Source organism: Enterobacter sp. Crenshaw (genome assembly GCF_024734705.1).
Classification (GTDB): domain Bacteria; phylum Pseudomonadota; class Gammaproteobacteria; order Enterobacterales; family Enterobacteriaceae; genus Enterobacter; species Enterobacter asburiae_B.
Map to the genome: position 1 here is coordinate 2,876,259 of NZ_CP102932.1, position 21,115 is coordinate 2,897,373.

General features: G+C 52.0%; 19 protein-coding genes and 3 tRNA genes. 6 read left to right on the forward strand and 16 right to left on the reverse strand.

Going from position 1 to position 21,115, the window contains the following annotated elements; translation table 11 throughout:
- Positions 1–142 precede the first annotated feature (142 nt).
- From NWV12_RS13785 to NWV12_RS13810, 6 genes are all read right to left on the reverse strand, one after another.
- Complete coding sequence (locus NWV12_RS13785; RefSeq protein ID WP_048979953.1) at positions 143–850, reverse strand: hypothetical protein; 708 nt, start codon at positions 848–850, stop codon at positions 143–145.
- Between the two features lie 3 nt (positions 851–853).
- A complete protein-coding gene (locus tag NWV12_RS13790) occupies positions 854–1,549 on the reverse strand; it encodes a hypothetical protein (protein WP_101744597.1) in 696 nt (231 codons plus the stop codon).
- Between the two features lie 3 nt (positions 1,550–1,552).
- Positions 1,553–2,248 carry a hypothetical protein gene (locus tag NWV12_RS13795; protein WP_101744598.1) on the reverse strand — a complete coding sequence of 232 codons (696 nt, stop codon included), beginning with the start codon at positions 2,246–2,248 and terminating at the stop codon, positions 1,553–1,555.
- Entirely contained in the window at positions 2,245–4,392 is a 2,148-nt protein-coding gene (locus NWV12_RS13800) for a DUF3274 domain-containing protein (RefSeq protein ID WP_101744599.1), read from the reverse strand. Before NWV12_RS13800 ends, NWV12_RS13795 begins: the two co-directional genes overlap by 4 nt.
- Positions 4,389–6,908 (reverse strand): type VI secretion system Vgr family protein, encoded by a 2,520-nt coding sequence (locus NWV12_RS13805; RefSeq protein WP_101744600.1) that lies wholly within the window; start codon positions 6,906–6,908, stop codon positions 4,389–4,391. Before NWV12_RS13805 ends, NWV12_RS13800 begins: the two co-directional genes overlap by 4 nt.
- 380 nt (positions 6,909–7,288) lie before the next feature.
- Positions 7,289–7,957: a YecA family protein gene (locus tag NWV12_RS13810; RefSeq protein ID WP_048980138.1), complete on the reverse strand. Its 669-nt coding sequence runs from the start codon at positions 7,955–7,957 to the stop codon at positions 7,289–7,291.
- A gap of 423 nt (positions 7,958–8,380) precedes the next feature.
- Between NWV12_RS13810 and NWV12_RS13815 the strand changes: the two genes are divergently transcribed.
- The 5 genes from NWV12_RS13815 to NWV12_RS13835 all read left to right on the forward strand — a co-directional run bounded on the left by NWV12_RS13815 (position 8,381) and on the right by NWV12_RS13835 (position 13,387).
- The gene (locus tag NWV12_RS13815) at positions 8,381–9,502 is read left to right on the forward strand and encodes a branched-chain amino acid ABC transporter substrate-binding protein (RefSeq protein WP_033145885.1); all 1,122 of its coding nucleotides are present in this window, start codon (positions 8,381–8,383) and stop codon (positions 9,500–9,502) included.
- Positions 9,503–9,601: 99 nt separating this feature from the next.
- Positions 9,602–10,516, forward strand: coding sequence for a branched-chain amino acid ABC transporter permease (locus NWV12_RS13820; protein ID WP_033145886.1), 915 nt, complete (start codon positions 9,602–9,604; stop codon positions 10,514–10,516).
- A gap of 11 nt (positions 10,517–10,527) precedes the next feature.
- Positions 10,528–11,802 (forward strand): high-affinity branched-chain amino acid ABC transporter permease LivM, encoded by a 1,275-nt coding sequence (gene livM, locus NWV12_RS13825; protein WP_048980136.1) that lies wholly within the window; start codon positions 10,528–10,530, stop codon positions 11,800–11,802.
- On the forward strand, positions 11,799–12,674 hold the full coding sequence (locus NWV12_RS13830) for an ATP-binding cassette domain-containing protein (protein WP_048980134.1): 876 nt from the start codon (positions 11,799–11,801) through the stop codon (positions 12,672–12,674). Before livM ends, NWV12_RS13830 begins: the two co-directional genes overlap by 4 nt.
- A complete protein-coding gene (locus NWV12_RS13835) occupies positions 12,671–13,387 on the forward strand; it encodes an ABC transporter ATP-binding protein (protein ID WP_033145889.1) in 717 nt (238 codons plus the stop codon). Before NWV12_RS13830 ends, NWV12_RS13835 begins: the two co-directional genes overlap by 4 nt.
- A 168-nt stretch (positions 13,388–13,555) precedes the next feature.
- On the opposite strand, the gene NWV12_RS13840 is transcribed toward NWV12_RS13835, so the two are convergent.
- The 7 genes from NWV12_RS13840 to uvrY all read right to left on the reverse strand — a co-directional run bounded on the left by NWV12_RS13840 (position 13,556) and on the right by uvrY (position 17,988).
- A complete protein-coding gene (locus NWV12_RS13840; protein WP_139153138.1) occupies positions 13,556–13,903 on the reverse strand; it encodes a hypothetical protein in 348 nt (115 codons plus the stop codon).
- Between the two features lie 548 nt (positions 13,904–14,451).
- A tRNA-Leu gene (locus NWV12_RS13845) sits at positions 14,452–14,538 on the reverse strand.
- A gap of 11 nt (positions 14,539–14,549) precedes the next feature.
- Positions 14,550–14,623: transfer RNA gene (locus NWV12_RS13850), tRNA-Cys, on the reverse strand.
- A 46-nt stretch (positions 14,624–14,669) separates the two neighbouring features.
- Positions 14,670–14,745, reverse strand: a tRNA-Gly gene (locus NWV12_RS13855).
- A gap of 152 nt (positions 14,746–14,897) precedes the next feature.
- Positions 14,898–15,446, reverse strand: coding sequence for a CDP-diacylglycerol--glycerol-3-phosphate 3-phosphatidyltransferase (gene pgsA, locus NWV12_RS13860; protein ID WP_028019572.1), 549 nt, complete (start codon positions 15,444–15,446; stop codon positions 14,898–14,900).
- A gap of 56 nt (positions 15,447–15,502) precedes the next feature.
- Positions 15,503–17,335 carry an excinuclease ABC subunit UvrC gene (gene uvrC, locus NWV12_RS13865; RefSeq protein WP_048981001.1) on the reverse strand — a complete coding sequence of 611 codons (1,833 nt, stop codon included), beginning with the start codon at positions 17,333–17,335 and terminating at the stop codon, positions 15,503–15,505.
- Complete coding sequence (gene uvrY, locus NWV12_RS13870) at positions 17,332–17,988, reverse strand: UvrY/SirA/GacA family response regulator transcription factor (protein WP_013096026.1); 657 nt, start codon at positions 17,986–17,988, stop codon at positions 17,332–17,334. The genes uvrC and uvrY overlap by 4 nt, the downstream gene beginning before the upstream one ends.
- Positions 17,989–18,454: 466 nt before the next feature.
- Between uvrY and NWV12_RS13875 the strand changes: the two genes are divergently transcribed.
- Positions 18,455–18,679 (forward strand): DUF2594 family protein, encoded by a 225-nt coding sequence (locus NWV12_RS13875; protein ID WP_008500345.1) that lies wholly within the window; start codon positions 18,455–18,457, stop codon positions 18,677–18,679.
- A gap of 66 nt (positions 18,680–18,745) precedes the next feature.
- On the opposite strand, the gene sdiA is transcribed toward NWV12_RS13875, so the two are convergent.
- The 3 genes from sdiA to tcyL all read right to left on the reverse strand — a co-directional run bounded on the left by sdiA (position 18,746) and on the right by tcyL (position 21,107).
- Positions 18,746–19,468, reverse strand: a complete 723-nt coding sequence (gene sdiA, locus NWV12_RS13880; RefSeq protein WP_033145891.1) for a transcriptional regulator SdiA — start codon at positions 19,466–19,468, stop codon at positions 18,746–18,748.
- Positions 19,469–19,689: 221 nt separating this feature from the next.
- Positions 19,690–20,442 carry an L-cystine ABC transporter ATP-binding protein TcyN gene (gene tcyN / locus NWV12_RS13885; RefSeq protein ID WP_047061118.1) on the reverse strand — a complete coding sequence of 251 codons (753 nt, stop codon included), beginning with the start codon at positions 20,440–20,442 and terminating at the stop codon, positions 19,690–19,692.
- Positions 20,439–21,107 (reverse strand): cystine ABC transporter permease, encoded by a 669-nt coding sequence (gene tcyL, locus NWV12_RS13890; RefSeq protein WP_014884380.1) that lies wholly within the window; start codon positions 21,105–21,107, stop codon positions 20,439–20,441. Before tcyL ends, tcyN begins: the two co-directional genes overlap by 4 nt.
- Between the last annotated feature and the right edge of the window lie 8 nt (positions 21,108–21,115).

Here is a 21,115-nt window from a genome sequence, read left to right on the forward strand (position 1 = left end):
TAAACATCAGTTATCGTATCGGATAAGACTTTTTCTGTGCTATATTCACTATATTTAATGGTATTTGATAAGCTAATTGTAAAACAACCAGTTAAATTAAAAGCAAAGAAAACAACAAAAATCATTCTTAATATATTCATAACTAACGACCTTCATCCATGTTGCACTGCATATGATCCCAACCGGTGTAGCTTTTTACTTCAGGCACCTTGTCCGGCTGATCCTGCCAGCTGGACTGAAGTTCCTGAACTATTCCTTTAAGCCCTTGCTTAGTCATATAAACCATTCCCCAAGCCCACCCCCCTGAACCGGGCTTAATATCTCCTTTTGTTCCATCGCCAAGTTTATATTGAATCCCCGCCCCTCCCGGCAATAAACGAGGGTCATCGAACGGCTTTGACGACATATACAACCTGTGTTTCGTCTGTAAAAATCCCTGATCGTTAACGACGGTGAAAGAAAGAACATCATCGTAGTAAGGAGCATTACTACCATCTGGCTCATTCTCACCTGGAGACATAGAAGCACCGCCTCTTTCCCACGTCTGTCCATAATCTTTTGACACAGAAAATCCCCCAGTTACCTCTCCCCACCACGGAATAGCAATATAACGTTCGGAAGGATGTACGAATCTTTTCGTGAAAATTCGATAGAACTGGCTGGCGATTTGCGAGTGAACGCCTTGTTTTGTATCCGTATACCAGAGCTCACCTTCGCAGTCCCAACCCTTCAGCTCCAGATAACGGTGATCGTCAAACCGATAAACCACCTGTGTTGGCGGTTCCGAAGCCTTACAAGCCGCCGCAAATAAAACAGCAATAGTAATAATCCCTACACATAATCCTTTCATGAGTTATTTCCCCACGTCCATGTCACAACGCATATGGTCCCAGCCGGTATAACCTTTCACCTCCGGTACTTTGTCGGGTAAGCTCTGCCAGTTTGTCTTATACTGCTGCGTACTATGTTCCAATAGCTGTTTAGTCATGTAGACCATCCCCCAAGCCCAACCAGGTGAGCGAGCCTCCAATACTTGCTCTGTTCCATCATCCAGTTTATAGGGAATCCCCGGACCACCAGCTAATACACGATGATCTTCAAATGGTTTGGATGACATATACAGCCTGTGTTTGGTCTGTAAAAATCCTTGATCGTTGACGACGGTGAAAGAAAGAACGTCCTCATAAGGCGCGTAATCATCGCCATTTGGTTCATTAGGTCCAGGGGCAAACCGCACAGAACTCCAGGTTTGTCCATAATCTTTAGACACAATAAAACCACCCGCCCCCCAGCCAGTGATTGCGATATATCGCTCCGATGGATGGATAAATTTACGGGTAAATAATCTGTAATATTGGCTAACAGGCTCAGTATGGATACCGCGTTTTATATCCGTATACCAGAGTTCACCTTCACAGTCCCAACCCTTCAACTCCAGATAACGATGGTCATCAAATCGGTAAACCACCTGTGTTGGCGGTTCTGAAGCCTTACAAGCTGCCGCAAATAAAACAGCAGTAGTAATAATCCCTACACATAATCCTTTCATGAGTTATTTCCCCACGTCCATGTCACAACGCATATGGTCCCAACCGGTGTACCCCTTCATTTCAGGCACCTTGTCCGGCTGATCCTGCCAGTTGGACTGAAGTTCCTGAACTGTTCCTTTAAGCCCTTGCTTAGTCATATAAACCATTCCCCAAGCCCACCCCCCAGAACCGGCCTTAATATCTCCTTTTGTTCCATCGCCAAGTTTATATTGAATCCCCGCCCCCCCCGGTAATAAACGAGGGTCATCGAACGGCTTCGACGACATATACAACCTGTGTTTCGTCTGTAAAAATCCCTGATCGTTGACGACTGAGAAGGAAAGAACGTCCTCATAAGGCGCGTAATCATCGCCATTTGGTTCATTAGGTCCAGGAGCAAACCGCACAGAATTCCAGGTTTGTCCATAATCCTTAGACACAATAAAACCACCCGCCCCCCAGCCAGTGATTGCGATATATCGCTCCGATGGATGGATAAATTTACGGGTAAATAATCTGTAATATTGGCTAACAGGCTCAGTATGGATACCGCGTTTTATATCCGTGTACCAGAGTTCACCTTCACAGTCCCAGCCTTTCAACTCCAGATAACGATGGTCATCAAATCGGTAAATAATTTGCGTTGGCGGTTCTTTGGCCTGACACGCAACTGCCAGCAACATGACGGCACTTGCCAAGTTGGTCCATAATATTTTCATGCCTTATCCTTACCCAACTGGCTGTCAGATTTGGTTTTTGGCATTTCCCATTGCAATAGTTTTATTTCCTCAAAATCTTCCGATCTGACGGTTCCCGACTCAATATCCTTCATATTACGTGCTCGAGGTCTGGTACCAGCATAATCATGCTCCACACCATAGTCCCCTTTAGGCAGCACTTTATCAGGCTTGTTCATAAACCATTTAGTCTGCGGTTCATCCAACTTGCCAGTCCGATAATATTCTTTAGCAGCAGGAAAACCATTCTGCGGATCACGCCAGTCGGCACGATGCAACAGGCTTTCCCAGAATTTACCGGCTTTGTAGTCAAACGACTTACACTGACCAATTGCAAGGTCGAACGCCATCGCGTGCGATGGCGCGAACTCGCTCATGACAATTGACGAATGCTGGCTGTAGCTTACCGGGTCAGCTTTTTTCCATTCTTTTTCAAGTTCTTCACGGGTTTTCATCCAGGTAACGGACAACACAGGATAATCTTTAGAACCAGTAACTTCCCCGTGAATAACGGTATGCTCCCGGTCATGGCTTTCCACCTTCAGCTCATCTGGTGTTAAAACATGCCCAGGCTTCCAGCTAATACGCTGATAACTGTTAAGCATGTACATCGCAGAATCCGTGCGTTTGATGGCACTGGCTTTAGCCGAATAGGAGATGTAAGCATCCGGGCTGTTCGGGTCGATATAATACGTATACGGCTTGTCACTCGTTTTAGAGTCATTATCCGGATGGTTATCCTGACCCTGTAGTTTGAAAATAAAGGGCTCCGGCAATTCTTCACCGTTTACCACTACGTCATGGGCGCGATAGCTGACATTCGGGAGAAACGAATATTTTGCATCACCTTCTTTTCGTTGTGGCAACTCAAAGGGTTTAGTGTCAGGTGCTTTCCCTACTTCGCCGTGCTGATAAAAAACTCGCTGGAACAGGTTAGGAATGCCATCTGCAATTTTCTGAGGGATCCCACGCCAGCCAAATCCCTGAACGTTTTCCAGCGATACAACGCCATCATTTGGACAGAAGTAGTTATACACTTTACCGTTATTGTTACGTCCATAGCGATCATCAGCCCGCAACGGATTATCAGAGGGTTTGCGCAGCGTACAGGAGGCTTCAAGGGCCAGTAATTCATCCTCGTCTAATATCCCTCCTCCTTTCCACTGCGTATGCATCAGGCTACAGAAATTTTTGAATGTCTTCTGCCTGGCAGCATCCGTCTGTTGGTATCCGGGCTGAATATTTTCAACAACGCGGGACTCCAGTGAATAAGGGGAATGATTCAGAATGACGCAGTTAACCGGGTCATAACCTGCCTGCTTGACCAGTATATTTGCCAGCATAGTAATAATCGTGCCCTGGCTGTGGGCGACAATATTAACCACATCATCACGCGTCTCTTGTTGCTGGCGGATCTGAATTATCAAATCTGCCAGACGCTGGGCAGCAAAAAACTGATAGATTCGGTGCGGGTTTTCATAAATGGGGTGAGTGTAATCCCCGTCGTTCATATGCAGTGATGCAAATCCCGCCGCTGCCACGCCAACACCTCCAGCTCCTGGCCCCAGCATATCGGGAATGTTGGTAGTCGCATTCGCGAACGTTCCGCCACCTTTTGCAAAATTTGAATCAAGACCATTCTTGAGGTTGTCATTCTGATACTTAAACGAACCCTTACCGTCATTACCCCGCGCGGCCTTGTTCGTCTCGTTATCTTCCTGATAGGCGTCATACGGCAGATGGGCACCGGAAGAAAGTTTTCCGACTTCATCCCGGTACCGCTTCTGGTCTGCCCGGTATTCTTCATGCGTAACAGGCTTGTACCCCCAGTAAAACGGGATAACAGGTGAGCGGCCGGGGTGCGCAATTCTGTACTCCCCCCACTCATGAGCGTAAAAATCCTGACGATTAAGACGCTTACTCAGTCCCGCAAGAATGCCTTTCTCCTGATTCTGGTAGGCCTCACCCACGTCATTCACCCCGTGGACCAGAATCACAATTCCCGGCATCGGGCGCGGTACACCTACGCGGCGCGTCTGGGCAGCCTCACCCAGACTTTTGTGTACCGGGATATCCCCTTCAGAAATCACCCGTGGCACGTACGGGCTTTGTTTGGTTACCGTCATTCCATTAACTCCATTTTGTAGGTGTCCAGGTCATCGGCATCGAGCAACGATGAATGGCCGTTGCTGTCCGTCACGCCTTCCACTACTTTCCCGGCTGAGCTGGTCAGTCTGAATTTTTTGTTCGCGAGAATTTGCTCCGGATCGTCTCCGGCGTGCAGCTGGTAGCGGAGTTTAAACGCACCCTCATTGAACGGCGGGACCGTAACCTGCGCACTTTCCGGCCCGTCATACTTCAGGTTTGGCGCTTTCAGTTCGATTCCCGTCGGTGAGAAGAGTGTGACCAGACCATTAGGGCTGATACGGATCCCGCCGCCACCGCAGACAAACTGCATCCCCTCTTTAGCGCTGCCGTTCATCTTCCCGGCGGTACTCGCCATAGTGAAATCCTTCTGCGAAAGCAGGTGCATTTCGCCGCGCTGGGCCTGCGTCGTGATGTCACCGGCACCGGCAATCATTTGAATGCCGAGCTTGCGGGCGAACAGCGAGAGTTTTTCCCCCACGGCCAGAGAGAATTTTTTTACCACGTTCACGCTGGCATCACTGCCTGCCGTGGCAATCAGGTCTTTCCCGGCTGACAGCTGCAGGCTGTCTGGCGTGACATGCGCCTGCCCTTTTTCGGCATAGGTCAGCAGACCCGCACCAGTGAGGTTGTTCAGCATCTGGCTCAGCTGGTTTTGCCGATCGGTTTCCACATTCCCGGCCCCGGCCGTCGCCGCTGATTGTTGCAGCGTCATCGCCAGTGACAGCGCTTTTTCCAGTTGTGCAATGGCGGCCGTCATATCCAGCTGTTTGCCTGCCGCGCGCGGCTGGGCCTCTGTCGTGAGTAATACCCCTTTAGCGGCACGCAGCGCCATCCAGTCATCGGTACGGGCCTCCACGCCTTCCCCGCGCTTTTTCCCTTCGGCGTCCACCAGGTGGCCGACGCTGACCTGCCCCTTACCGTGCTCCGTGGAAATTTTGATGTGTTCCTGCCCGCGCCGGTCCTCAAGACGAATCTTGTTCGACGCAGCCGTACGGATCACGTTGCGGGTGTCGTTGCGGTTTGTGACCAAATCCGGATGGCTGCCGTCATGCATGACGTGCGCGATATACGGCCTGTCCGGATCGCCGCCTTCAAAGGCAACAGCCACTTCTGTGCCGTCCAGCAGCGGGAAGTGAAAACCAAACACATCCCCGCCGTACGGCCTGCCCAGACGCATCAGCGCACTTTCAAAGCCGTCACGTTTTTCATCGAGATCAAAATCAAACTTCACGCGGTAGCGGCCCTGCGCATCGACTCCGGCATATGTGGGATCGCGATTAATAGCCGCCACACGGCCGGGCACCGTACCGGCTATCACCGGACGCGGAAGAGAGTCCGGACGGTAGCTGTAGCCGTTCAGATAAGGGATACCCTTCAGGATGGCGCGGTAGTGCTCTGCGCGACTGCCGGATAGCGTCATGGTGGTCACAAGAAATCCGGGCTTAAACCCGGCAGGAATATCCCCTGTCGGATGAAACATCACGCCCGGCAGCAGTTCCGGATCGCTGGTTGTCACCCCCAGTACGCTCTGTTTGTTCAGCAGGCGTTCATAACGCAGGCGTGCGTAGAACGAGGCTGTTTCTGCCTCCTGGCCGTAAAAGTCACCTGCAGCCAGAAAGTGATCGGCGTAGTGGTACTGTTTTCCGCTGGTTATCCCGTCAGGAATGTCGTTTCCGGTAATGGTTTTATCCTCCTGTGGGGAAAACGGATCGCGGTAGTTATAGGTACGGACCCGTACATTTTCGGGGATGAGCTGGTACTGCTCTTCGAGTTCGGTTACGTACTCTTCATGACTGGTCATTCCAGAATGGCGGACGTATGGCAGCTGCTTATTACTGAAAACATAGCGGCGACCACTGTCACCGAAAATCACTACCGTTTCACCTTGTACTTTGTCGTGATTTTCAAAGCGGAACCAGATCCCGACTTCGGCCAGCAGGCGGCGGATAAACTGGAGATCGGTTTCCTTCCACTGGATAATCATTTCGCGGCTGGGGTAGTTGTGGCTCAGTTGGTCAAAATCGATGTTGTAACCCTGAAAATGCCCGCTCTCCTTCATCAGCTTCGTGACGAGCTCAGGCACTGTCATGTCCATGTACACGGCCGAACGGTAGTTCTGATCCAGCAGCGCCAGTTCATGCTCCAGCATGCACTCATACAGGGCTTCATCAGCGGACGACTTCAGACGGGAAAATGACGTGATCACGCCATTAATCTGGCGTACCGGCAACCAGGATTCCTGATTGTGCCAGGTCGATTTCGCTTTCGGGTCAGGCGCGCGCAGAATAAATTCAGCCATCTGGTTCAGAACGTCTTTGACTGCAACGTTCGGATTTGGACTGGTGAAGCGAATGGTATAACGGTAGGGCTTACTGAGTTCTTCTTCCCCGCAAAACGAATGAACATCCGGTGAAACGGTTTTACTTCGTGGGAAATACAGTAAATAACGATTCAGGGTATCCTGTTGTTGAAGCGTGTCTGATTGTCCTGCCATCGTCAAATATCCTTTTGATCAATCGATAAGATTAATCAAAATATACGCCTGGAGACCACTCATTAAAACATTATTTCGCAAAAAGGGATAAGGGATTTAATTTATTCAACGCACAAATAAACACAAAATAAACATTCATGAATTAAATGAAAAGATAAAATAAATACCAGAAAGAAATATGACAATATCAGAATACAAATAAGCACCTCAAGGCGTATAGATCAATGATATTCGGTGAGCAACGATAACATTGAGCTTATTCACGTCTGATACGCCTGGCCATATAAGGGGCCTCGACGGCCCCTTATCTCGGTCACAGGTTAAAAACGTATTATTTTCTACTGGTCTTAAGGTGAACGAACCAAAGCCACAAAAATGTATCAGTGCAAACAGCAGCTCTTAAACTTCTTCCCGCTGCCGCAAGGACACGGATCGTTACGCCCGACCTTCGTGCCGTTCACCGTCGGCTTCTTCACTTCCGGCTGCTGCGGGTTGTTAACCCAGTATTGATATAAACGCAGTGCCGCAGGCTGGATGCTTTCGATGCTGGCGATATACTCCTCTTCGGACAGTTCATCCAGCTTTTCGCTGTTCTCTTCCGTCCCGTGCAGCGCAATCACGTCAAGATCGGCCTTCAGGGCTTCCGGCAAGGTTGACCAGTCCGTCAGCGCCACGCCGCGCATATAGCCATAGCACCACTCTTCCACCACGGTATAGCTCTCACCGTCCGCGTCGTTATAACCAAACATCGGTTCAAACTGATCCGGGTACTCGCTCAGGCGCTCGGCAATATCGTTCATATGCTTAAAGCAGAGATCGATAAAACGGTTCATCTCACGATCGTTTTTCCAGCGCGGAATGTACTTCTCGCCGCCCCACACCGCCACCAGCCAGGCGTCTGGCTCAACGACAACAGGACCGGAAAGCACTGCGGTAAGCATGCCGTCCAGTTCGGACACGTCAATCACGGACGCGTCATCATGACCGTAAGACATTAACGTCTCTTCAAGCCACGCCATTTCGCTTTCATTCAATGGGCCTTCAGTCATCGCTGACACTCCTGCAAAAGGAAACGATCCTAACACATATCTCACGCCTCTCCGGGCTGAAGTTTAGGTCTTTATTGCTGCAAAAACGTGCAAACCGTGACCTTTGCACAACTTATGGGCTTTATTGTTAACGATATGTGATCTCCGCTGTAATTTCTTCTCCTCCCGCAAGGCGGCATAACGCGGCGCTCTATACTCAAACATGTCGCATGCCCGTCAATGGGTTAACCATTCTGGCAACGTTTTTGCTTAACGTTCTTCGCGCGCCTCTGCGCAGGGAAATCTCGCCGTAATATGCAGGATGCCGTCTGTATCTTGTTCGTTTAGTGCATTTTGTTCTTGCTCGTGTTTCGGATTGGCTGCGCCGTCGGGCGTTCGGGTTTACGCCGTGGTGCAAAAACCTCTTTGCTAAGGAACATAATAATGTCGCTGAAATTAATCAGAACTCCTCTTTCTCTTGTGTTGGCCGGTTGCCTGGTGACGGCGTTTTCCGCCCGGGCAGATATTGTGATTGGCGTGGCCGGGCCGTTCACGGGTCCGAATGCCACCTATGGCGATCAGTACTGGCACGGCGCAACGCAGGCCGCTGAAGACATTAATGCCGCAGGCGGCATTAACGGCGAGAAGATCAAACTGGTTCAGGGGGATGATGCCTGCGAGCCCAAGCAGGCCGTGGCCGTCGCCAACCGTTTAGTTGACCAGGATAAAGTCAACGCCGTGGTCGGCCATTTCTGCTCCTCTTCCACAATGCCCGCCTCCGAGGTGTATAGCGACGCGGGCATTATTGCGATTACCCCCGGCTCAACTAACCCGCTGATCACCGAACGCGGCATGAGCGACATGTTCCGCATGTGCGGACGCGATGACCAGCAGGGTCAGGTTGCCAGCGACTTCATCATCGACAAGCTGAAAGCCAAGCGCGTGGTGATTATTCACGATAAAGACACCTATGGTCAGGGTCTGGCTGACGCCACCAAAGCGGCGCTGGCGAAACGCGGGGTTCAGGATGTGATGTATGAGGGGTTATCTCGCGGTGAGAAAGACTTTAACGCGCTGGTGACCAAGATCGGCGCGCAAAAACCGGACGTCGTGTTCTTCGGTGGCTGTCACCCGGAAGCCGGTCCGCTGGTTCGCCAGATGCGTGAACAGGGCGTGCAGGCGAAATTCTTCTCCGGCGACTGTATTGTCAACGAAGAGATGGTGACCGCCGCGGGTGGCCCGCAATACACCAACGGCATTTACATGACCTTCGGTAAAGATCCGCGCCTTATCCCGGACGGTAAAGCGGTTATCGAGAAATTCCGCGCCGGTAAATTCGAGCCGGAAGGTTACACCCTTTACTCCTATGCCTCCGTACAGGCCATTGCCGCAGCCTTCAAGGCCACCGGCGGCAAGGACTCCGCCAAAGCCAGCGAGTGGCTTAAAGCCAATTCCGTCGACACGGTGATGGGCAAAAAAGCCTGGGACAGCAAAGGCGATCTGAAAGTGTCTGACTACGTGGTTTACCAGTGGGACGACAAAGGCAAATATAAGGAAGTGCAGTAACGGGACGGAGTCACGCTCAACGTCGGCGGGCCTGCCCGTCGGCGCGTAATAAACATCAGGCTGCGCGCATCGCGCAGCCTATAAAACGAGCGCGCTAAGATGAGTACATTCTTCCTGCAACAGTTAATCAATGGCTTAACGCTGGGCTCCGTCTACGGTTTAATCGCCATCGGCTACACCATGGTGTACGGCATTATCGGGATGATCAATTTCGCCCACGGCGAAGTGTATATGATTTCCGCCTATCTCTGCGCCATCGGCCTGGCGCTGCTCTCGTTCTTCGGTCTGCAGTCGTTCCCGCTGCTGATCCTCGGGACGCTGGTGTTCACCATCGTGGTAACCGGGGTGTACGGCTGGACCATCGAGCGTATCGCCTACAAGCCGCTGCGCAACTCCACGCGCCTGGCGCCGCTGATCTCCGCCATCGGGATGTCGCTTATCCTGCAAAACTACGCGCAGCTGAGCCAGGGTCCGCGTCAGCAAGGGGTGCCGACCATGCTGGACGGCGTGATTCGCCTGCATCTGGGCGACGGGTTCGTACAGATAACCTACACCAAAGTGTTTATTCTGGTTGCCTCGTTTGCCGGCATGCTGGTGCTCACCTGGATTATCAACCATACCCGGCTGGGCCGGATGTGCCGCGCGGTACAGCAGGATCGTAAGATGGCCTCCATTCTGGGCATTAACACCGACCGGATTATTTCGCTGGTCTTTGTGATCGGCGCGGCGATGGCCGGTCTGGCAGGCGTGCTGATCACCATGAATTACGGCACCTTTGATTTCTACGTCGGGTTCGTGATCGGCATTAAAGCCTTTACCGCGGCGGTACTCGGCGGCATCGGCTCCCTCCCTGGCGCGATGCTCGGTGGCCTTATCCTGGGCGTGGCGGAAGCCCAGTTCTCGGGCATGGTGAACTCGGACTATAAAGATGTCTTTTCGTTCGGCCTGCTGGTCATGATCCTGATTTTCCGCCCCCAGGGCCTTCTTGGGCGCCCGTTTGTGGCCAAAGTGTGAGGAAGAGAATGATGACATCACACGGTTTTTCACTTAAACGCTGCATGCTGGACGCGATTTTTTCCGGGCTGATTGCGCTGATTATTTTCGGCCCCATTGCGGGCGTGGTGCTAGACGGTTACAGCTTTAACTTCGCCGGGCAACGGCTAGCCTGGATGGTCGGCATCGTCATGCTCGGGCGTTTTCTGTTGAGCGCCTTTTTAGGTACCGCCGCGGGCGTCCGTTTCCAGGCACGCTTCGAAGCCGATAGCGCGGGCGTATATGTCCGGCCACCGGAATACAAAAGCCGCATGCGCTGGATTATTCCTCTGGTAATTGCTCTTGCGATTTGCTTTCCGTTTGTCGCCACGAAATATGTGCTGACCGTCGCCATTCTCGGGCTGATCTACGTGCTTCTCGGTCTGGGGCTGAATATCGTCGTGGGTCTGGCCGGCCTGCTGGATCTGGGATATGTCGCGTTCTACGCAATTGGGGCGTACGGTCTGGCGCTGGGATACCAGTATCTCGGCTTAGGTTTCTGGAGCATGCTGCCGCTGGCGGCAATCATGGCCGCCGCCGCAGGCGCCCTGCTCGGTTTCCCGGTGCTGCGCATGCACGGTGACTATCTGGCCATCGTCACCCTCGGGTTCGGGGAGATTATTCGCCTGATACTGAACAACTGGCTGACCTTCACCGGCGGACCAAACGGCGTGTCGGCCCCTCCCCCCACCTTTTTCGGTCTGGAATTTGGTCGACGCGCGAAAGAAGGCGGCGTGCCCTTCCACGAATTTTTCCACCTGACCTACAACCCGAACATGAAGTTTATTTTTATCTACGCGGTTCTGTTCCTGGTGGTGATGCTGGTGCTCTACATCAAGCACCGCCTGACGCGGATGCCGATTGGTCGGGCGTGGGAAGCGCTGCGTGAAGACGAAATAGCGTGCCGCTCGATGGGGTTAAATCATGTTCTGGTTAAGCTGTCGGCCTTTACGCTGGGCGCATCGACCGCGGGCATTGCCGGGGTGTTCTTCGCCACCTATCAGGGGTTCGTGAACCCGACCTCCTTCACGTTCTTTGAATCGGCGCTGATCCTCGCTATCGTGGTCCTGGGCGGGATGGGCTCGACGCTTGGCGTAGTGCTGGCCGCTTTTGTGCTCACCGTAACGCCGGAACTGCTGCGCAGTTTTGCCGAGTACCGCGTCCTGCTGTTTGGCATGCTCATGGTGGTGATGATGATCTGGCGTCCGCGCGGTTTGATCCGCATTAACCGCAGCGGGTTCGCCGTGCGTAAGGGTGTCGCACCATGAACGGAACGATATTACGCGTTGAACATCTGATGATGCACTTCGGCGGAATTAAGGCGCTAAACGACGTCAACCTGGACGTACAGCGTGGCTCAATTACCGCCCTTATTGGGCCAAACGGGGCGGGAAAAACAACCGTGTTTAACTGTCTGACGGGCTTCTACAGGGCCTCCGGCGGCAACATTTTATTTAATACCCGCCATAGAACGACCAACGTTATTCAGGTGCTCGGACAAAAATTCCAGCCGGGTGACTGGATTAACCCCGCGCAGTTCGGGCAGCGTCTGTTCTACAAAATGTTTGGCGGAACGCATCTGGTCAACCGCGCAGGGCTGGCCCGCACGTTTCAAAATATCCGTCTTTTTCGCGAGATGTCTGTCGTGGAAAACCTGCTGGTTGCGCAGCATATGCGCGTTAACCGCAATCTGCTCGCCGGGATCTTAAATACGCCGGCATACCGGCGCGCGGAAAGCGACGCCCTGGACAGGGCCTTCTACTGGCTGGAAGTGGTGGATCTGGTGGAGTGCGCCAATCGTCTGGCGGGAGAGATGTCGTACGGCCAGCAGCGGCGTCTGGAAATTGCGCGAGCAATGTGCACCGGCCCGGAAATGATCTGTCTGGATGAACCCGCCGCCGGGCTTAACCCGGTTGAAACGCATAAGCTCAGCAGCATTATTCGCTTTCTGCGGGATCATCATGACATCACGGTATTGCTGATTGAGCATGATATGGGGATGGTGATGGAGATTTCGGACGACATTATCGTACTCGACCACGGGGATGTTATTGCCAGGGGAAAACCCGAGCAGATCCAGCATGATGAAAAGGTCATTGCCGCCTACCTGGGTACGGATGAAAGCGAGGTCAATCTATGAGCGAACCGCTGCTGGCATTTCGCGAGGTGGATGTGTTTTACGGCGTCATTCAGGCGCTTAAACAGGTTTCCCTCGAGGTCAATAAGGGTGAAACCGTGGCGCTGATTGGCGCAAACGGCGCGGGTAAATCGACATTGCTGATGTCCATCTTTGGCCAGCCCCGTATTCGCAGCGGACAGATCCTTTTCGGCGGCGAAGATATCAGCCATAAATCCACCCACTACGTCGCGTCCGGCGGCATTGCGCAGGCGCCGGAAGGCAGACGAATCTTCCCGGATATGACCGTTGAAGAGAACCTGCTGATGGGAACCATCCCCATCGGCAGCCAGTTTGCCGCTGAGGATATGCAAACCATGTTCGACCTCTTCCCTCGCCTCAAGGAGCGACGCAAGCAGCGCGCGATGACCATGTCCGGCGGAGAGCAGCAGATGCTGGCGATCGCCCGGGCGCTGATGAGCCGTCCGAAGCTGCTGCTGCTGGATGAACCGAGCCTCGGGCTGGCGCCGATTGTGGTGAAACAGATCTTCCAGACGCTGCGCGAGCTGGCCCGCAACGGCATGACCATCTTTCTGGTGGAGCAGAATGCGCATCACGCGCTGAAGCTTTCTGACCGCGGGTATGTGATGGTTAACGGACAGATCCGGTTGAGCGGCAGCGGCGAGGAGCTGCTGGGAAATCAGGAGGTGAGGAAGGCGTATCTGGGCGGGGTGTGACTGGCAGATTTCAGGCACAAAAAAACCACCTTTCGGTGGTTTCACGACACTGCTTATAGCTTTGATTATTCTTTGTTTCCCATGGTAGTGGGAGTTGGCCCAACACAGCGCGAACGATGGGGATAGTGAATAATGCGTTTTATCACAAAGTTAAGCTATAAGGACTCATTATTGCTGCGTACAGGTAAAACCGCCGTTTATAGTCGGATTACAATTAGTTTCCAGGGTAGGTTTAGGTTGAATACTTTGATTATATGCAGCGCTAGCTGCATTCAGGTTAGCCGCCTTTTGTTGCCATCCAGCTGCCGTATTTTGTGCAATAGCCGCACAATCTGCCGCACTGACCGTAGAAGTGCCCGCCTGTATTCTGGCTTGCATCATTTGAGCCGCTTCCGACCCACTGGTGAACGTGTCACCGCTCATAGCCTGACATAATTCATAGTCAGAGGCGTTAGGATTATTAGCACATCCCGTCATCACTACTGATAAAAAAGCAGCTATCATTATTTTTTTCATTTTTAATTATCCAATTCTTATAAAATCTAGTGTCTCTCCCGACAGGGATACGGCTTCTTGTTATTGTAAAATATACATTTTGTTAACTGAGATAGGTGTGTTTCTGGTAAAGACATTCCTTGCAGGACTTAACCCCGTGAACATAAGACTGACGGTTTTGTCCGACAATATAGCGAATGACCACCAGCAATTATCAAATTAAACGTCTTCTCGATATGGCTAAGATACATCACTATTATTTTTTAGCGCGAATTAATTAATATTAAAAATGCATTAACTTAAATCAGTTTGATTTGCGTCAATTTATGCGAACCGTATTTCATTCGAAACTGGAAGGTGCTTGACTAAAACACAACCGTCTTTAAACATGACTATCTATATAATAAAAAAGGAAATATGGTTGATGTAGGGTGTACGGGACGATATTGTCCTTTTCCTGTGGCGAGTCAAGCTGACGAAAAAAGTGAACAAGAATTACAGACACAAAAAAACCACCTTTCGGTGGTTTCACGACACTGCTTATTGCTTTGATTATTCTTTGTTTCCCATGGTAGCCGGAGTGGGACTTGAACCCACACAGCGCGAACGCCGAGGGATTTTAAATCCCTTGTGTCTACCGATTCCACCATCCGGCCAGGGAAGAAAGTGGAGGCGCGTTCCGGAGTCGAACCGGACTAGACGGATTTGCAATCCGCTACATAACCGCTTTGCTAACGCGCCGTAAAACTTTTCAAACTGACACCCGCTACTGCGCATGTCTTTAATCTGGAGCGGGAAACGAGACTCGAACTCGCGACCCCGACCTTGGCAAGGTCGTGCTCTACCAACTGAGCTATTCCCGCATGTCATCAAGTAAACATCTAACCACTTGATTTCATTATCGTCCGGCTTGCTGTGCCGCCGTTCGATGCGTTGCATTCTACTGATATGACGTTATGAGTCAACGTTATTTTTTGCATCCCTGGATCGTTTGCTGAAAATTACGGCGAAACGATCACTGATCAAGCAAATCCCCGCGCGCAGCGTTCAAATATTGCAGCATGGACCACAGCGTCAGCACTGCCGCCACCCACAGCAGACCAATTCCCGCCCATTCAACCCAGGCGTTCGGACGCCAGAGCATCCAGACCAGCGCCGCCATCTGCGCCGTCGTTTTGACTTTACCAATCCACGAGACCGCCACGCTGCTGCGTTTGCCCAGTTCCGCCATCCATTCGCGCAGCGCAGAGATAATGATCTCGCGGCCGATCATGGTTGCTGCGGGCAGCGTCACCCACCAGGTATGATAGTGCTCGGCTACCAGCACCATGGCGATAGCGACCATCACTTTGTCTGCCACCGGATCGAGGAAGGCACCGAAACGGGTGCTTTGATTCCAGCGGCGCGCCAGATAGCCATCAAACCAGTCGGTGACCGCTGCGATAAGGAAGATCAATGCGCAGGCGAAAGGTGCCCAGACGACCGGCAGGTAAAATGCCAGTACAAAGAACGGGATGAGTACGACACGGAAGAGAGTGAGCAACGTAGGGATATTAAATTGCATAATGACGGTAACTGTTTGTTGTCAGTAAAATTTAGCTCTATGTTGCTACAGAGCCCTCAATGTTTCAACGAGTAGTAGATCTTTTCTGCCAGCCCTTGCGAAATACCCGGCACTTTTGCAATTTCCTCCATGCTGGCGTTGAGTAATCCTTGCAATCCGCCCATATATTTCAGCAGCATCTGGCGACGTTTTGGCCCCACGCCTTCGATCGTTTCCAGGCTACTGGTATTTTTCACCTTCGCCCGTTTTTTGCGGTGACCGCTGATGGCATGATCGTGTGATTCATCGCGAATATGCTGGATGACGTGCAGCGCCGGGGAGTCCGGCGGCAGGCTGAAGCCCTCGCCTTCCGGCTCGAAGAACAATGTCTCCAGACCGGCCTTACGATCGGCCCCTTTTGCAACGCCCAGCAGTAGCGGATGGTTTTTATCCCAACTGACATCAAGCGATTCAAATACCGCTTTCGCCTGGCCGAGCTGCCCTTTCCCGCCGTCAATCAGGATCACATCCGGGATTTTGCTCTCTTCTATGGCTTTACCATAGCGACGACGCAGCACCTGATTCATGGCCGCATAATCGTCACCCGGCGTGATCCCGGTGATGTTAAAGCGGCGATACTCGGCGCGCAGTGGGCCATTCGCATCAAACACCACGCAGGAGGCCACCGTCTGTTCTCCCATCGTGTGACTGATGTCGAAACACTCCATCCGTTTCACTTCCGGAAGCTTCAGCAGCGTCGCCAGGGCCGTTAAACGCTGGTTGACCGTCGACTGCTGCGACAGCTTAGTGGTGAGTGCCGTCGCCGCGTTGGTCCGCGCCAGCTTAAGATAACGTGCACGATCGCCGCGCGGTTTAGTTTGTACATTCACCCGACGGCCCGCCAGTTCAGAGAGCGAATCGGCCAGCAGGGTTTTATCGTCAAGATTAAAATCGAGCAGGATCTCAGAAGGCAGCGTGCGCATCTGGCTCCCCTGCAGGTAGAACTGGCCTACAAAGGTTTCCACCACTTCACCCAGTTCAGTACCGCCGGGCACTTTCGGGAAATAGCTGCGGCTGCCGAGCACTTTGCCCTGGCGAATAAACAGCACGTGCACGCAGGCCATCCCGGCGTCAAAGGCTACGCCGATGACGTCGAGATCGTCACCGGTATTCGAGACAAACTGTTTCTCAGTGACTCTGCGCACCGCCTGGATTTGGTCGCGGATACGCGCGGCCTCTTCAAACTCGAGTGCGGCGCTGGCTTTTTCCATCCGCGCGATCAGCTGCGTTAAGACCTGATCGTCTTTTCCAGCTAAGAACAGGCGCACATAATCCACCTGCTGGGCATACTCTTCTTCACTTACCAGCCCTTCCACGCAAGGCCCCAGGCAGCGTCCAATCTGGTACTGCAGGCACGGGCGCGAGCGGTTACGGTAAACGCTGTTTTCACACTGGCGGATAGGGAAGATTTTTTGCAGCAGCGCCAGCGTTTCACGCACGGCATAGCCGTTAGGGAACGGCCCGAAGTATTCGCCCTTGGCGTGTTTTGCACCGCGGTGCATCGCGAGGCGCGGATGGGTATCGCCGCTCAGAAAAATAAACGGGTAGGACTTATCATCACGCAACAGAACGTTATAGCGCGGCTGGTAGAGCTTTATATAGTTGTGCTCAAGCAGCAGCGCTTCTGTCTCGGTGTGCGTGACGGTGACATCAATATTCTGAATGAGTGAGACCAGCGCTTCGGTCTTACGGGAGGCCAGGTTGCTGCGAAAATAGCTGGAGAGGCGTTTTTTAAGATCTTTTGCCTTCCCCACGTAGATAACCGTACCGCCAGCGTCATACATGCGATAGACGCCAGGCTGGCTGGTTACGGTTTTCAGAAATGCTTTTGAATCGAACACATCACTCACTGACTTAACAACGTCTCCGCATTACACAAACCGTGCCGGATGGCCAGGTGCGTCAGTTCGACGTCACCATGAATGTTCAGTTTACTGAACATCCGGTAACGATAGCTGTTCACCGTTTTCGGGCTGAGATTCAGCTGTTCCGAGATCTCATTCACCTTCTGACCTTTGGTGATCATCAGCATAATCTGCAATTCACGCTCGGACAAACTGGCAAACGGTGATTCGGTTTTCTCGGGCTCGATCTGACTCAGCGCCATCTGCTGAGCAATGTCGGAAGCAATGTAGCGCTGTCCGGCAAACACAGAACGGATTGCATTGACGACTTCCTGCGGCGCAGCACCTTTACTCAGGTAGCCCGCTGCGCCCGCCTGCATCACTTTCGCGGGCAGTGGGTTTTCGGTATGCACGGTCAGCATGATGACTTTGGTATCAACAAAGGTACGCGCGATTTTGCGTGTTGCTTCAAGGCCACCGATACCGGGCATGTTCATATCCATCAGTACCACATCGGCCGAGTTTGTGCGGCACCATTTTACCGCATCTTCGCCGCAGCACGCCTCACCGGCAACTTTAATACCTTTAATATCTTCAAGAATGCGTCGTATCCCTGCGCGCACCAGTTCGTGGTCATCAACAAGAAGGACGTTGATCAAAGGAAATGTCTCCAGAATAGGGATAACGCTACTGAGTGATAATTTGGTTTATATTAACGGTTTTCCTCGCAAGATTAAAACGTTAAAAAACCGGCTATTCGATTTTGCTCTCGTTTTTGGAAATTAGGCTGTACAGTCCGTGGAAAGAGAGACCATGCATTCAGGGCTTTTGCAGCTTTTTTTAAGCATCTGTATTCAAAAAGTTACAAAAAACTTTCAGGCTTTTCCTGCAAAAAAACAGATCTCAAATTTTTGTAACAATAATTAACGGCAAGCGAACCGGGCATAAACAATTAATAGCCTTTCACGGCGGTTTAGTTTACCGGTGCGTTCTGTTTACGCAATTAAACATCCAAGTAAAAGTACAAAAAACAACCGCTGCATTTTTTGCTACAGCTTGTGGTATACTCCGCCGCCTTGACTTTCGTCGTCGCGCTTTAGCGCCATTAAATAATGAGGAAAATAAATGAGCACACCTGAATTTGCCACTGCGGAGAATAACCAGGAACTGGCACAGGAAGTAAACTGCCTGAAAGCACTGCTGACGCTGATGCTGCAGGCGATGGGCCAGGCGGATGCCGGTCGTGTGATCATTAAAATGGAAAAACAAATCGCGGAGATGGAAGACCAGGCTGAATCTGCGGTATTTGCTAACACCGTTAAGCAAATCAAACAAGCCTACCGCCAGTAACAAAAAACGGCTGGATGCAGTGCATTCAGCCGTTTGTTCGTCTGTCACGCAGAACGTATTATCCCGTCAGATCAGTCCCGTTGCCGCCGCGTAGCACGCAATCTGGGTTTTGTTAGGCGCGTTGAATTTCTTCTGCATATTTTTCTGATGGAAGTTAACGGTATTCTCTGAGATAGAGAGAATGATCGCTATTTCCGCTGACGTCTTCCCTTCCGCAGTCCATTTCAGAATTTCGCGCTCGCGTTTGCTGAATTTCATTTCAGGTGGCATGACCATCTCATCTTCAAAACGCACCAGAGAAGTTAAGGCCATTTGCACCAGCATTTGCAGCCGCAGTTCTATTTCCTCACGGGCAAACGGCCCTTCCAGTACACTAGTACGGGAAACAGACAGGAAGCCGAGCGCATGATTAGGCAACATCAGACACTGCGTTATTCCCTCGCGTAAACCGTGGTCCTGCGCGCTGTGCCATAATTCCTGCGCGTCAGCGAATAATGCGTCTGTCCAGGGTAAATGACCCTGAATGAAATTCTCCGGTTTTAAGACGGGATCAATAGCGAAATAGTTCGCGGATTGATATTGCGCCATCCACTGCTTTGGGTAAGTGGTATGCACAGAGATCTTAGGCCGGGTAAACGGCACGGGATGGCGCACGCAGAGCGAGTAACAATCGAATTCAAGCGTCTGAGTTTGTCGCTGTAATTCCTGATATACCTCGTCGACACAGGTCAATTCCTGAAACCGGAGGGAGCAATCCCGTCGCCAGGTGAAAAAGTCTGAATCCTTCATACTTACTAAATGAAGCCTCTGAAAAGATAATCATTATTATGGTGAATATAACCTAACACATAAAACTTTTTTCTAACTACAAAATATCGGCATTAGCACAATTAACTTTACTATTGATAAGATTTATCCGGGCCGGATGGAATAAAAAAACAAACGACTGCCCCCGAAGGGAGAATAATTTGCTCCAGCCTAAATTTCTGGAGCAAATTAGTGCAAAAATGCTACTGCATCAGGAATTTTTCAAGGAACTGACGGGTTCGCGGCTGCTGAGGATTAGCGAACAGGCTTTTCGCCGGCCCCTGCTCCACAATCCGCCCCTGATCCATGAAGATGGCTCTGTCAGCCACATCGCGTGCAAAGCTCATTTCATGCGTCACGATCACCATCGTCCGTTTTTCCTGCGCCAGCTGGCGAATGGTGTTAAGCACCTCACCCACCAGTTCCGGATCGAGCGCAGAGGTCGGTTCATCAAAAAGGATCACGTCAGGGCGCATAGCCAGCGCGCGCGCTATCGCCACGCGCTGCTGTTGCCCGCCCGACAGACGGCGCGGATAGCTGGTCTCTTTCCCCGCCAGCCCGACTTTAGCGAGCAGTTCGCGCGCGCGCGCCGTCGCGTCCTCTTTAGATTCACCTTTTACAATGACCGGTCCTTCAATAATGTTCTCCAGCACCGTACGGTGCGGGAAGAGATTAAAGCTCTGGAAAACGAAGCCGACATGCTGGCGCAGGCGGCGAATTAACCCTTTCTGCTGGCTAATGGATTTCCCGGTATCAATCGTTATCTCCCCTACCCGAATGGTGCCGCCTTCCGGCTGTTCAAGCAGGTTAATACTGCGCAGCAGCGTCGTTTTTCCCGAACCGCTTGGTCCGATAATCGCCACCACTTCACCCTGCTCGACTTCAAGATCGATTCCGTGGAGCACCGTTTGACCGTGGAATTTTTTCACCAGGTTTTTGACGTCGATAGCACTCATTTTGGATCACGCTCCTGGCGGTTAAGCTGGTTTTCGAAGTAGTTTTGCAGAGCAGACAGCACCGTCGCCATCACCCAGTAAATCAGCGAGGCGGCCAGATACATGGTAAAGACTTCAAGCGTGCGCGAAGTAATGAGCTGCGCCTGACGGAACAGTTCCGGTACCTGAATCGTTGCCGCCAGGGACGTATCTTTCACCAGGCTAATGAAGCTGTTGCTGAGCGGTGGAAGCGCCACGCGCGCCGCCTGCGGCAGAATGGCCCGACGCAGCGTCTGCCATGGCGTCATCCCGATACTGGCCGCCGCCTCCCACTGCCCTTTGTCAATGGAGGAGATCGCCGCTCGCAGGGTTTCTGACGTGTACGCCGCGGTATTGAGCGACAGACCAATCATCGCTGCGGGGATCGGATCCAGCTCGATACCAAACTGCGGCAAGCCGTAGTAGATCATAAAGAGCTGGGCGATAAGCGGCGTGCCGCGAAAGACGGAGATATAAAAGCGCGCCAGCCAGCGTACCGGCAGGATGGGTGACATGCGCATTAATGCCAGCACAAATCCCAGCACCAGCCCGAAGAACATCCCGCCGATACTGAGCTGTAACGTAAATACCGCACCTTTCAGCAGATACGGCAGAGAATCAATAACCAGTTGAATACTTTCTTGCATTATTATTT

What these genes read in the sequence shown, in the direction of transcription:
- NWV12_RS13810 (WP_048980138.1), bottom strand. Translation starts at nt 7,957, where the DNA reads ATGACTGAAGGCCCATTGAATGAAAGCGAAATGGCGTGGCTTGAAGAG.
- NWV12_RS13790 (WP_101744597.1), bottom strand. Translation starts at nt 1,549, where the DNA reads ATGAAAGGATTATGTGTAGGGATTATTACTACTGCTGTTTTATTTGCG.
- sdiA (WP_033145891.1), bottom strand. Translation starts at nt 19,468, where the DNA reads ATGAAGGATTCAGACTTTTTCACCTGGCGACGGGATTGCTCCCTCCGG.
- tcyN (WP_047061118.1), bottom strand. Translation starts at nt 20,442, where the DNA reads ATGAGTGCTATCGACGTCAAAAACCTGGTGAAAAAATTCCACGGTCAA.
- livM (WP_048980136.1), top strand. Translation starts at nt 10,528, where the DNA reads ATGACATCACACGGTTTTTCACTTAAACGCTGCATGCTGGACGCGATT.
- NWV12_RS13805 (WP_101744600.1), bottom strand. Translation starts at nt 6,908, where the DNA reads ATGGCAGGACAATCAGACACGCTTCAACAACAGGATACCCTGAATCGT.
- NWV12_RS13840 (WP_139153138.1), bottom strand. Translation starts at nt 13,903, where the DNA reads ATGAAAAAAATAATGATAGCTGCTTTTTTATCAGTAGTGATGACGGGA.
- NWV12_RS13830 (WP_048980134.1), top strand. Translation starts at nt 11,799, where the DNA reads ATGAACGGAACGATATTACGCGTTGAACATCTGATGATGCACTTCGGC.
- pgsA (WP_028019572.1), bottom strand. Translation starts at nt 15,446, where the DNA reads ATGCAATTTAATATCCCTACGTTGCTCACTCTCTTCCGTGTCGTACTC.
- NWV12_RS13800 (WP_101744599.1), bottom strand. Translation starts at nt 4,392, where the DNA reads ATGACGGTAACCAAACAAAGCCCGTACGTGCCACGGGTGATTTCTGAA.
- tcyL (WP_014884380.1), bottom strand. Translation starts at nt 21,107, where the DNA reads ATGCAAGAAAGTATTCAACTGGTTATTGATTCTCTGCCGTATCTGCTG.
- NWV12_RS13820 (WP_033145886.1), top strand. Translation starts at nt 9,602, where the DNA reads ATGAGTACATTCTTCCTGCAACAGTTAATCAATGGCTTAACGCTGGGC.
- NWV12_RS13815 (WP_033145885.1), top strand. Translation starts at nt 8,381, where the DNA reads ATGTCGCTGAAATTAATCAGAACTCCTCTTTCTCTTGTGTTGGCCGGT.
- NWV12_RS13795 (WP_101744598.1), bottom strand. Translation starts at nt 2,248, where the DNA reads ATGAAAATATTATGGACCAACTTGGCAAGTGCCGTCATGTTGCTGGCA.
- NWV12_RS13785 (WP_048979953.1), bottom strand. Translation starts at nt 850, where the DNA reads ATGAAAGGATTATGTGTAGGGATTATTACTATTGCTGTTTTATTTGCG.
- NWV12_RS13875 (WP_008500345.1), top strand. Translation starts at nt 18,455, where the DNA reads ATGAGCACACCTGAATTTGCCACTGCGGAGAATAACCAGGAACTGGCA.
- NWV12_RS13835 (WP_033145889.1), top strand. Translation starts at nt 12,671, where the DNA reads ATGAGCGAACCGCTGCTGGCATTTCGCGAGGTGGATGTGTTTTACGGC.